Origin of the sequence: Frateuria sp. GZRR33, assembly GCF_051900425.1 — a bacterium.
Lineage (GTDB): Bacteria > Pseudomonadota > Gammaproteobacteria > Xanthomonadales > Rhodanobacteraceae > Frateuria_A.
The window spans coordinates 170,082-181,548 of the sequence record NZ_JBHZGK010000007.1; the positions used below are offsets into that span (position 1 = coordinate 170,082).

An 11,467-nucleotide genomic window follows, 5' to 3' on the forward strand; every position below is an offset into this window, starting at 1 on the left:
GCGGACCGCTGCGGCTAGCGCCCGTACAGGCCGAACCAGCGCCGCGGCACGAACAGCTTGAGCGCGCGTTCGGCACTCTTGCGGCGCAGGCCAAGGTGCAACAGGCCGCGGCCGATCGGCTTGAGCCAGTGCCGGCGGGCCTTGTGCAGCAGGGCCTCGCGCGCGTCGGCCTCGATGCGGTACATCGACACGACGTCGCGTGCCAGCGCGCGCCGGCGTGGCGCGAGCTCGGGCAACTGCGCCAGGCAGTGCTCCAGATCGTCGGCGGTGCCGCGGTAGAAGCGGATGGTGCGCTCGTAGCGGCGCTGCATGCGCAGCATCGGCGGCTCGTGCCGGGCGAACACGCCGGCGCTGACGCTGTTGGCGTGCTGGCGGTATTGCAGCAGTGGCTGGCGCAAGTTGAGGCACTCGCCCAGCAGGGCACCGCGCAGGCTCAGCGCGTTGTCCTCGATCGGCCCCAGCAGCGGGCCGAAGCGCTCGAACACCTCGCGGCGGAACGCCATCGCCGCCCCCAGCAGGCCAATCAGCCGGCCGATGCTGACGTAGTAATCCAGGCCGAACACTTCCGGGCGCTGGCGGAAAGACACCTCGCGCGGACGGCCGTGCTCGTCGATGCCGTCGAAGTCGCTGCCCAGCACGGTCGCCTGCGGCCGGCGCCGGAACGCCTCCAGGATGGTTGCCACGCGATGCGGATAGGAGATGTCGTCGCCGGCCATCATCACCACGATGTCGCCGTGGGTCAGCGGCACGGTGGCGTTGACGTGCGCGGCCACACCGAGGTTGTGCTGGTTGCGGCGCACGCTGACGCGGTGCGGGCCGCGGTAATTGGCGACCATTTCCTGCGCCAGCTCGAACGTGCCGTCGTCGGAGCAGTCGTTGGAAACGATGATCTCGCACGGCACCGTCTGCGCCAGCGCCGATTCCAGCGCAGCGCGGATATACGGTGCGTCCCGGTAGCAGAGCAGCAGGATGCTGGCGGAAAGTGCGATATCAGACATGGCTCACCCGACCCCAAGGATGCCTTGCGATTCCGATGCCGCTCCATGGCCGGGTATCCGCTGTTCAGTTGCCGGACTGCCTGCGCCAATGCCTGCACCCAGCCAGCGCTGGGCGCAGATGCGCCACCCTGCAGTCATGCCTCCGGACCCCCGTGCGCGCTCGTCCTGCTCTCTGGATACCGGACGCCCCCGCATCCGCCCCGGGAACCGGCGCGCGTGCGAAGCATACGCCCTACGGGCGCGTGTTGCGTTAGCGCATGCTCCGCCACGCTTCGGCGCCAGTCGTGCGGCCGGAGCCGCGCAACTGCGCGTCCACCGCCGCCAGCGCGGTCATGTTGACCACGCGGCGCACGGTCGAGGCCGGCGTGAGGATGTGCGCGCTCTTGTCCACGCCCATCAGGATCGGGCCGATCGCCACGCCGCCGGTCATCACCTTGACCATGTTGTAGACGATGTTGGCTGCGTCCAGGTTGGGCAGCACGAACAGGTTGGCGCGCCCGGCGAGCGTGCTGTTGGGGAAGATGCGCTGGCGCAACGCCTCGTCCCAGGCGGTGTCGGCCTGCATCTCGCCGTCGATTTCCAGCCGCGGCGCGCGCTCGCGGATGAGCTGGTAGGCGCGGCGCATCTTGGCCGCGCTCGGGTTGTCGTGGCTGCCGAAGTTCGAGTGCGAAAGCAGCGCGACCTTCGGCTCGATGCCGAACAGCTTCAGGCGGTAGCTCGCCTGCAGCGTCGCCTCGGCGATCTGCTCGGCGGTGGGGTCGACCTGCACGTGGGTGTCGACGAAGAACCAGGCGCCCAGATCGTTGATCACGCCGGACATGGCCGAGGTGCACTGCACGCCCGGGTCGAGCCCGAACACGCTGCGCAGGTAGCCGAGTTTCTTGTGGTAGCGCCCGACCAGGCCGCAGATCATCGCGTCGGCCTCGCCACGCTCGACCATCAGCGCGGCGATCAGCGTGGGGCGCGAGCGCAGCAGGTTCTTGGCCGCCGCCGGGGTCACGCCGCGGCGTTCGGTCAGCGCGTGGTACTGCTGCCAGTAGTCGTTGAAGCGCGGGTCGTCGTTGATGTTGGTGAGCTCGAAATCCACGCCCTCGCGGATGCGCAGCCCGAGGCGTTCGATGCGCTGGGCGATCACGTCCGGGCGGCCGATCAGGATCGGGAAGGCGAGCTTCTCGTCGATCACCGTCTGCACCGCGCGCAGGACGGTCTCTTCCTCGCCCTCGGCGTAGACCACGCGCTTGAGATCCGTGCGGGCGCGCTCGTAGACCGGCTTCATCAGCAGACTGGTGCGGTAGATGAACTGGCCGAGCTTCTCGCGGTAGGCATCCATGTCCTCGATCGGCCGCGCGGCCACGCCCGAGTCCATCGCCGCCTGCGCCACCGCCGGCGCCAGCATCACCAGCAGGCGCGGATCGAACGGCCGCGGGATCAGGTACTCGGCGCCGAACGAGGGCACCTCGCCACCGTAGGCGCCGGCCAGGTCCGAGGCTTCCATCCGCGCGAGCTGCGCGATCGCCCGGACGCAGGCGAGCTTCATCGCCTCGTTGATGCCGGTCGCGCCCACGTCCAGCGCACCGCGGAAGATATACGGGAAGCACAGCGCGTTGTTGACCTGGTTCGGGTAGTCCGAGCGGCCGGTGGCGACGATGCAGTCCGGACGCACGCGCCTGGCGTCTTCGGGAAGGATCTCGGGGTTGGGGTTGGCCAACGCCAGGATGATCGGCTTGTCGGCCATGCTGGCGACCATGTCCGGCTTGAGGATGCCGCCGGCGGAGAGGCCCAGGAACACGTCGGCACCGGCCACGATCTGCGCCAGCTCGCGCTTGTCGGTGTCGCGTGCGTAGCGCGCCTTGTCCGGGTCCAGGCCCTGGCGGCCGGTGTGGATCACGCCCTCGCGGTCGAACGCCAGGATGTTCTCCGGTTTCACGCCCAGCGCCACCAGCATGTCCAGGCAGGCGATGCCGGCCGCGCCCGCGCCAGTGGTGGCCAGCTTGATGTCGCCAATGTCCTTGCCCACCACCGCCAGCGCGTTGAGCACCGCCGCGCCGACGATGATCGCGGTGCCGTGCTGGTCGTCGTGGAACACGGGGATGTTCATCCGCTCGCGCAGCTTGCGCTCGACGATGAAGCACTCCGGCGCCTTGATGTCTTCCAGGTTGATGCCGCCGAAGGTCGGCTCCATCGCGGCGATGATGTCGACCAGCTTGTCCGGATCGCGCTCGTTCAACTCGATGTCGAACACGTCGATGCCGGCGAACTTCTGGAACAGCACGCCCTTGCCTTCCATCACGGGTTTGCCCGCGAGCGGGCCGATGTCGCCCAGGCCCAGCACCGCGGTGCCGTTGGTGATCACCGCCACCAGGTTGCCGCGTGCGGTCATCTGGCTGGCGGCATGCGGGTTCTCGACGATGGCCTCGCAGGCGTAGGCCACGCCGGGCGAGTAGGCCAGCGCCAGGTCCCGCTGGGTCACCATCGCCTTGGTCGTGGTGACCTTGATCTTGCCGGGGCGGGGATGGCGGTGGTACTCGAGCGCGGCGTGGCGCAGGTCGTCGGGATGGGCCATGGGCGGCGGCTTTTTCTGCGAGGGGAAGCGGTCTCACATGGTAGCAGGCGGGTTGCCGGTCGGGCCCCGTCGAGATGGCATGGCCGGTTGCCCGCAATCCCTGCAGGAGCGCACCCGTGCGCGACCGTGGTGCATGGCGGTCGCGCACAGGTGTGCTCCTACAGATGCCGCGGCCGCGTCCCTACAGCCGCAGGTTCAGCTCGTCGGCCTGCACCTGGCCCATGTGGATGCCGTTGACGAACAACGAGAACGCGAGCTTGCCGGCCAGGCCATGCACGCGCTGCATCCACGGCGGGAGCCAGCGCGGCGGCAGCAGGGTGCCGGCCTGGAAATGCGGCTGCAGGGTGATCACGTCGTGCAGCGCCAGCTTGCCGGCAAACAGGTAGCGCAACAGGTCCATGCGTTGCTGCTTGAACGCCCAGCGGAAGAAGGTGTGCACGGTGAGCAGGCCGGACAGGTAGACGTTGTCCTTGGCGAACGCCGCACCGCCGGTCAGCGGCACGCCCCGGAACACCCGCTGCGCCGAGTGGAAGCTGTCGGCCGCGCCCTGCCCGCAGTGGCGGAAATACTTGTAGACCTCGACGAAGTCCGCGCCATTGAGTGCCATGTCGATCGCCAGGATGCGCAGGCTGATGCGCTTCAGGCGCGCGATGTCGATGGCGCCGGAAATCAGCTCGGCGAACACCGCCAGCCCTTCCTGGGTGGCGGTGACGCGTGGCGAGGTCCGCGCCAGCGAACCCAGCAGCGGCTGCTCGCGCCCGTTGAGCGCGGTGAGCGAATGCACGAACGCCTCATGCGCCAGCAACTGGTGGCGGTCGTACTCGCTGAAGTGCGCACCGCCGCGCAGGCGGATGCGGGTGGCGCCGGCGGCGGCCTTGGCGGTGAGCTCGGGATCCACCTCGATGGCGATGCGGCCGGGCCCGAAGAAGTCGTCCAGCACGCGGCTCAGGTCCGCGCGCAGTTCCTCGGCGGAGAGATCCATGCTCACCGTATCGGAGAGCAGGTCGGCGCCCAGTTCGTCGGAGAGCTCGACGAAGTAGCGCGCCGCATCCAGGTTGCTCTTGTCGCTGCCGGGGATCGCATCGCCGGGCCGCCCGTACAGGGCGATCGACGGCGCGGTGACGCCGGCGCTGCCGACCGCTTCGAGCATCTCGGCGGCGACCCGCCAGGAGGTGGCGGTGCGGCACAGGAAGTCGCCGATCGGGTCGCCGACCAGCAGCACCTCGGCCTCGCGCTCGATCGCCGCCAGCTCGGCGCGCGCGCCGGCCAGGTCCGGCCGCACGTAGTGCACCTCCGGCAGTGCGAAGTCGCCCTTGTCGTAGTCGGCGATCATGCGCTGCTCCAGCGAGGCCGGCCAGCTCACCGTGGGCAGGATGTTGATGGCGCGGGTGGCGGCAAGCAGGCGCTGGTCGAGCGCGGCGTAAAGCCGGCGGGCGGACGCGTCGACGTTCATCGCGGCACCGGCGGGTACGCGGCGCAGGGACGGCCCGGACTCGCGCAGGTGCCGCGCATGCCGCGCCTACTCCCGCTCGCGCCGGCCGCGGTGCCCGTGCGGGCGGTCCGGCGGACGGCCGCCGCGCTGGCGGCGCAGGCGTGCTTCCAGCGTGGCGGCCTGCTCTTCGCGCTCGTCGCGCAGCTTGAGGTAGTTGCGCCAGCGCTCGGCGGTCAGCTCGCCCGAATCCAGCGCCGCCTGTACCGCGCAGCCAGGCTCGCTGCCGTGCCCGCAGTCGGCGAAGCGGCAGGTTTCGGCCAGCGCCTCGATGTCCGCGAACAGGTCGAGATTTTCCTCGCCGGTCAGCTTGAGCTCGCGCATGCCCGGCGTGTCGATCAGGCAGCCGCCCGAGGGCAGCATCAGCAGCGCGCGATGGGTGGTGGTGTGGCGGCCGCGGCTGTCGTGCGCGCGCACCTCGCCGGTGGCCATGCGCTCGGTGCCCAGCAGCGTGTTGGTGAGGGTGGACTTGCCGGCCCCCGACGAGCCGACCAGCACCGCGCTGTCGCCGGGGCCGAGGTAGCGCGCGAGCAGCTCGGCGCTGGCCGGATCCTTGCCGTTGATGGCGTGGATCGGCGTGGTGTCCGGCAGGCGTTCGCGCAGCGCGCGCAGGCGTGCGTCGCCATCGGCGTGGAGGTCGAGCTTGCTCAGCAGCACCACCGGCTGCGCGTTGGAGTCCTCGATCAACGACAGGTAGCGCTCGATACGCGCCGGATTGAAGTCGTTGTCCAGCCCGGTCAGCACCAGCACGTAATCGATATTGGTGGCGATGATCTGCCGCTCGTAGCGCTCGCCCGCGGCGGCGCGCGAGAGCACGCTGCGGCGCGGCAACACGGTGAGGATGTGCGGTGGGCGCCCCTCCTCCACTTCGACGAAGTCACCGACCGCCGGCCGCTCGGCCGGATCGAGCGTGCGCTTGAGGAAATGCCCGGCCGGCTGCGCGCCGGACAGCGCCACGCCATCATGCAATTCGTAGCCGGCGCGATGCTGCGCCACCACGCGCGCGATGCGGCGTCCGCCGGGCGGCAGGTCACCGCGCCAACCGATGTGGCGCAGGCGTTCGAGGGTCGCGGCGTCGCTCATAGGTTCCCGATTATGCCTTGCTGCGGCGGCGTCCGCCGTCTGCCCCGCGGGCCCCCTGCGCTGCTAGCATCGGCGGCTTTACAAGGCCCCGCAGAGGACCCCGTGCAGGCTTCTCCCCCTTCCGCGCCGATCACCCCCAGCCCTCATCTTGCCGACGTGCGTTACGAGATCCGCGGTGCGCTCACCCGCCGCGCCCGCGAACTGGAGTCGGCCGGCCGCGCCATCGTCAAGCTCAACATCGGCAACCCGGCCCGCTACGGCTTCGAGACGCCGGCGCACCTGCGCCAGGCGGTCGCCGCGCACCTGGCCGACAGCGAAGGCTACGGCCACGAGCAGGGCCTCGACGAAGCGCGCGAGACGATCGCCGCGCAGCAACGCGCGCGCGGCGCGCAGGGCGTGACGCTGGAACGCATCTTCGTCGGCAACGGTGTCAGCGAGCTGATCGACCTGTCGCTGCGCGCCCTGCTGCAGCCGGGCGACGAGGTGCTGCTGCCCAGCCCGGACTATCCGCTGTGGAGCGCTGCCACCATCCTCAACGGCGGGCGCCCGCGCTACTACCGCTGCCTGGCGCAGAACGCGCATCTGCCCGACCCGGACGAAGTGGAGGCGCTGATCACCCCGCGCACCCGCGCGCTGGTGCTGATCAACCCGAACAATCCCACCGGCGCGGTGTACCCGCGCGCGCTGCTGGAACGGCTGGTGGCGATCGCGCAGCGGCATGACCTGCTGCTGTTCGCCGACGAGATCTACGACGAGATCCTTTATGACGGGGCACCGTTCCAGCCGCTGGCCGAAGTCGCCGGCGCGCACCCGTGCCTGAGTTTCGGCGGCCTGTCGAAGGTCTACCGCGCCTGCGGTTACCGCGTGGGCTGGCTGAGCCTTTCCGGCGATCCGGCGCGCACCGGCACCTACCGCGATGCGCTGCAGTTGCTGGCGGCGTTGCGGCTGTGCGCCAACATGCCGGCGCAGTGGGCGGTCGAGCCGGCGCTGAACGGGCGCGCCACCATCGCCGCGCTCACTGCCCCGGGCGGTCGCCTGTACGAGGCCCGCCGCGCCGTGCTGGACGGCGTGGCGGCGAGCGGCTTTCTCGACCTCGTCGACCCCGCGGGCGCGCTGTATGCGTTCCCGCAGGTGCGCGCAGAGCGGCTGCCGCGTTTCGACGACGACACGTTTGCGCTGCGTCTGCTGGAAGAGGAAGCCGTACTGGTCGTACCCGGCTCCAGTTTCAACGCGCCGGCGAGCCGTCATTTCCGCCTGACCCTGCTGCCGCCGCCGACGGAACTGGCGGACGTGTTCGTGCGGATCGAGCGGGTGCTTGCGCGGATGGCGCAGGAGCAGGCGCGCGAGTCGGCCCTGGCCTGATTCGGGGCCCTCCCCCGGAGGGAGGGGACTGGGGCGTATGCCTGAGGCTGGCGCTGCGCCTTCGCCCATCGGGCTACGCTCGACGCGAACGGTTTCCGGGCCACCGTTCGCCCTGGTCCGAGGCCGCGCAGCGTCCCGACCCGAAGGGCCCACCACGAAACGGATGACCGCCATGCCCCTGCACTACCTCGCCCTGGGCGACTCCTACACCATCGGCGAAGCGGTCCCCGCTGCCGGCCGCTGGCCCGCGCAACTGGTGCGGCAACTGCGCGCGCGTGGCGTGGCCATCGACGAACCGCGGATCATCGCCGTGACCGGCTGGACCACCGACGAGCTCTCCGCCGGCATGGACGCGGCCACGCTCAGGCCGCCCTACGACCTGGTCACGCTGCTGATCGGGGTCAACAACCAGTACCGCGGGCGCGCCGCCGGCGAGTACCGCACGCAGTTCAGCGGCCTCCTGGGCCGCGCGATCGGCCTGGCCGGCGGCCGGCCCTCGCGCGTGGTCGTGGTGTCGATCCCCGACTGGGGCGTTACCCGTTTTGCCCGCGAACAGGGCCGCGACCCCGCGCCGATCGCCCACGCGCTGGACGTCTACAACGCGATCGCCCGCGATGAGGCCGGCCGCGCGGGCGCACGCTGGGTGGATATCACGCCGCTCTCGCGGCGCCATCCGGGCCTGGTGGCCGACGACGGCCTGCACCCGGACGCAGCGCAGTACGCGCTGTGGACCGACGCCATCACGCCGGTCGCCGCCGCCGCGGTGAAATAGCGCGGCGGTTGGGATCGCCCGCGCCGCCCCAACCTGCGGGGCGTATCATTGGCCCTCTTTGCCGGAGCTTTCCCATGTCCCTCGATCCTGCCACCCGCGAACGCATCGAAACCCTGCTCAAGGACCACCGCGTGGTGCTGTTCATGAAGGGCGACCGCCGCCAGCCGATGTGCGGCTTCTCCGCCGCGGCAACCAACACGCTCAATGAGCTCCTGCCCGAGTACCACACGGTCAACGTGCTGGAGGATCCGGAGATCCGCGAGGGCATCAAGGTGTTCGGCGACTGGCCGACGATCCCGCAGTTGTACGTCGAGGGCGAGCTGGTCGGCGGCGCCGACATCATCCGCCAGATGTACGCCAGCGGCGAACTGCACACGCTGTTCGGCGCCACGCCGCCCGACCGCACGCCGCCGGAAATCACCATCACCGACAAGGCCGCCGAGGCCATCCGCAACGGCATCGCCAACGCGCAGGGCCTGGCGCTGCACCTGGAGATCGGCCCCGACCACAGTGCCGGCTTCCAGCTCGCGCCGGCGGGCGACCACGACATCGTGGTGACCGCCAACGGCATCGAGGTGCACTTCGATCCTGGCAGCGCGCAACGCGCCAAGGGCATCGTGATCGACTGGGTCTCCACCGTGCAGGGCGAGGGCCTGAGCCTGAAGTTCCCGGGTGCGCAGGAGATCGGTTCGCTCAGCGTGCAGCAGCTCAAGGAGCGCCTGGCCGAGGGCAGCGTGCTACTGGTCGACGTGCGTCCGGCCGCCGGCCGCGCCCAGGCCGCGCCGCTGGCGCTGGCGCGCGTGCTGGAGGACGAAGGCTACGACGCGCTCGCCGCGCTGCCGAAGGACACCGCGCTCGCCTTCATCTGCCACCACGGCAACTCCAGCCGCGGCGTGGCGGAGCGCTTCGCGGCGCACGGGTTCAGGAACGTGTTCAACGTCGAGGGCGGCATGGATGCGTGGGCGCGCGAGATCGATCCTTCGGTGCCGCGTTACTGAGGCTTCCCGCCAGGAGCGCCCCCATCCGCCCTTCGGGCACCTTCCCCCGCGTTGCGGGGGAAGGATCAGGTGGCGGGAACGCGCGTCCACGAGCCTTCCCCCGCCCCGCGGGGGAAGGTGCCGACAGGCGGATGGGGGCGACCGGAGCGCGCACCTCCATGCTGCCGCTTTCGCGCGGCCACCCTAGCGCCGCAAGCCCGCCCGCATGCCGCGGCGACCGGCCCACAACAACGCCCCTGCCGCCAGCGCCCCCGCCGCGACCATGCCGCGGTGCGTCGTCGCCCACAACTGCAGGCTGTAGCCCTTCGAACGCGTATCGAAGCGCCCGTGCGTGCCGTAATCCTCCCGCACCGCCTCGTACAGGTTGTCCGGCCGGTCGTCCGGCAACGGCAGCTTGCCCATCTGGCCCGCGTAGCCGAGCTTGACCAGACGGCGGTCCGCCAGTTTCGGGAACAGCTTGTTGCCGAGGATCGCCTTGACCGCCGGAAAGCCCACGTTGAGCTCGCGCCGGCGATGGTGCGCGGCCCAGTGGATGCCCTTGGCGGCGACCTCAGGCTGGAAGATCGGCGGCACCGGCTGCGGCCGGCGGGGCAGCTTGGTGCGGCCCCACTGGAACTGCGGCGTGTTGAACGCTGACAGCTGCACCATGGTGATGTGGATGTCGCTTTTGTCGTGCATCAGCTCCACGCGCAGCGCGTCGGTGAAGCCGCGGATGGCGAACTTCGCGCCGCAGTAGGCCGATTGCAACGGAATCGCCCGGTAGGCCAGCGCCGAACCCACCTGCACGATGGTGCCGCGGTTGCGCTCGCGCATCCGCTTGAGTGCCGCCATCGTGCCGTACACGGTGCCCAGGTAAGTGACCTCGGTGGCGCGCTTGAACTCGGCCGGGCTGATTTCGTGCACCGGCGAGAAGATGGTCGCCATCGCATCGTTGACCCAGATGTCGATCGGACCTAGCTCCTGCTCCACACGCTCTGCAGCCGCCTCCACGGCGTCGGCATCGGAGACGTCCAGCGGGATCGGCAGGGCTTCGCCGCCCAACGTGCGCACTTCCTCCGCGGCCCGCTCCAGGCCCTCGCTGCTGCGTGCGATCAGGGCGATGCGCGCGCCGTCGCGTGCGAAGCGGTGCGCGGTGGCTCGGCCGACGCCGGCAGAGGCGCCGGTGATGACGACGACTTCGGGTTTCTTCATGGTGTGGCTCCTTCGGTGTCTGTAGGAGCGCCCTTGGGCGCGACCGCCATCCCGGTCGCGCCCAAGGGCGCTCCTACAAAGGCGATCAGCTGTAGGCGATGGTGGAAAGCAGCGCGAGCGCGGCCTGGCGCGAGTCCAGGCGCGTGTGCTGCACCACGATCGGCACATCCGACTCGATCACGCTGGAATAGTCGGTGTCGCGCGGGATCGGCTCCGGATCCTTCAGGTCGTTGAAGCGCAGGTGCAGCGTGCGCCGCGCCGGTACGGTCACCCGGTAGGGGCCGGCCGGGTCGCGGTCCTTGAAGTAGATGGTGATGGTCACCTGCGCGTCCTGCGCGTTGGTGTTGAGCAGGCAGGCGGTTTCGTGGCTGAGGAAACGCGGGTCGTCCGCGTGCGTGCCGCCGGGCGGGATATAACCCTCGGCGATGGCCCAGCGGCGTTCGCCGATCGGTTCTGGCGTGGTCATGGCAGCTCCTTGTCGAGGTGGATCAGGGCGAGTCCCGATTGCGGGTCGTGGCGGCGGCGCAGGTGCGCGGGCGCCTCGGTGACGATCACTTCCAGCGTCGGCCGCACGTGGCCTTCGAGCAGGTGGCCGCCGAGCGCGCGGCCGTCGGACTGGCCGAGCACGGCATGCATGTGCAGCCTGGGCTCGTCGTCCTTGAGCGCCACGTCGCCGATCAGCGAAACCACCTCGACCTGCTCGTCGACGGGGTTGCGCGTGTAATCCCTGGCGCTCCAGTCGAAGTACCCGAGCACGGCGCGCTGGAAGGCGCCGATCGCGGTGAAGTGCGCGGCGGACAGGTGTTGCTCCCTGGCGAAGTCGAGCAGGCAGGCGTTGGCCTCGTCGCCAGTCTCGAGCACGACGGCCCAGGTGCGCGTGTCGTCCTGGTGGATCAGTTGGTAGTGCATGGGTGGGCGCTCCTGCGGTGCGGGTCCCTGCGGAGAGCGGGGCCGGTCGGGGTGGGGATTTCGCTCCGGTTGCCCCCATCCGCCTGTCGGCACCTTCCCCCG

The 11,467-nt window shown here is 70.4% G+C and carries 10 protein-coding genes; 3 read left to right on the forward strand and 7 right to left on the reverse strand.

All coding sequences use genetic code 11. The features are described from left to right. Window positions 1-14 precede the first annotated feature (14 nt). The 4 genes from ACFWZU_RS11125 to rsgA all read right to left on the reverse strand — a co-directional run bounded on the left by ACFWZU_RS11125 (window position 15) and on the right by rsgA (window position 6,133). A complete protein-coding gene (locus ACFWZU_RS11125) occupies window positions 15-998 on the reverse strand; it encodes a glycosyltransferase (protein WP_439701578.1) in 984 nt (327 codons plus the stop codon). A gap of 250 nt (window positions 999-1,248) precedes the next feature. Continuing rightward, window positions 1,249-3,561, reverse strand: coding sequence for an NADP-dependent malic enzyme (locus ACFWZU_RS11130; protein WP_439701579.1), 2,313 nt, complete (start codon window positions 3,559-3,561; stop codon window positions 1,249-1,251). Window positions 3,562-3,742: 181 nt separating this feature from the next. Further along, on the reverse strand, window positions 3,743-5,014 hold the full coding sequence (locus ACFWZU_RS11135; RefSeq protein ID WP_439701580.1) for a flavohemoglobin expression-modulating QEGLA motif protein: 1,272 nt from the start codon (window positions 5,012-5,014) through the stop codon (window positions 3,743-3,745). Between the two features lie 66 nt (window positions 5,015-5,080). Further along, the gene (gene rsgA / locus ACFWZU_RS11140; protein WP_439701581.1) at window positions 5,081-6,133 is read right to left on the reverse strand and encodes a ribosome small subunit-dependent GTPase A; all 1,053 of its coding nucleotides are present in this window, start codon (window positions 6,131-6,133) and stop codon (window positions 5,081-5,083) included. Window positions 6,134-6,289: 156 nt separating this feature from the next. Between rsgA and ACFWZU_RS11145 the strand changes: the two genes are divergently transcribed. The 3 genes from ACFWZU_RS11145 (at window position 6,290) to grxD (ending at window position 9,265) form a co-directional block, all read left to right on the forward strand. Next, window positions 6,290-7,495 carry an aminotransferase class I/II-fold pyridoxal phosphate-dependent enzyme gene (locus ACFWZU_RS11145; RefSeq protein ID WP_439701582.1) on the forward strand — a complete coding sequence of 402 codons (1,206 nt, stop codon included), beginning with the start codon at window positions 6,290-6,292 and terminating at the stop codon, window positions 7,493-7,495. Window positions 7,496-7,667: 172 nt separating this feature from the next. Then, complete coding sequence (locus ACFWZU_RS11150; protein ID WP_439701583.1) at window positions 7,668-8,267, forward strand: SGNH/GDSL hydrolase family protein; 600 nt, start codon at window positions 7,668-7,670, stop codon at window positions 8,265-8,267. Window positions 8,268-8,341: 74 nt separating this feature from the next. After that, window positions 8,342-9,265 (forward strand): Grx4 family monothiol glutaredoxin, encoded by a 924-nt coding sequence (gene grxD, locus ACFWZU_RS11155; RefSeq protein ID WP_439701584.1) that lies wholly within the window; start codon window positions 8,342-8,344, stop codon window positions 9,263-9,265. A 183-nt stretch (window positions 9,266-9,448) separates the two neighbouring features. Here the strand turns inward: grxD and ACFWZU_RS11160 are convergent, their stop codons facing one another. The 3 genes from ACFWZU_RS11160 to ACFWZU_RS11170 all read right to left on the reverse strand — a co-directional run bounded on the left by ACFWZU_RS11160 (window position 9,449) and on the right by ACFWZU_RS11170 (window position 11,365). Further along, entirely contained in the window at window positions 9,449-10,456 is a 1,008-nt protein-coding gene (locus tag ACFWZU_RS11160; RefSeq protein WP_439701585.1) for an SDR family oxidoreductase, read from the reverse strand. Between the two features lie 85 nt (window positions 10,457-10,541). Further along, on the reverse strand, window positions 10,542-10,922 hold the full coding sequence (locus tag ACFWZU_RS11165) for a sensory rhodopsin transducer (RefSeq protein ID WP_439701586.1): 381 nt from the start codon (window positions 10,920-10,922) through the stop codon (window positions 10,542-10,544). Continuing rightward, window positions 10,919-11,365, reverse strand: coding sequence for a PPC domain-containing DNA-binding protein (locus tag ACFWZU_RS11170; protein WP_439701587.1), 447 nt, complete (start codon window positions 11,363-11,365; stop codon window positions 10,919-10,921). The genes ACFWZU_RS11165 and ACFWZU_RS11170 overlap by 4 nt, the downstream gene beginning before the upstream one ends. Between the last annotated feature and the right edge of the window lie 102 nt (window positions 11,366-11,467).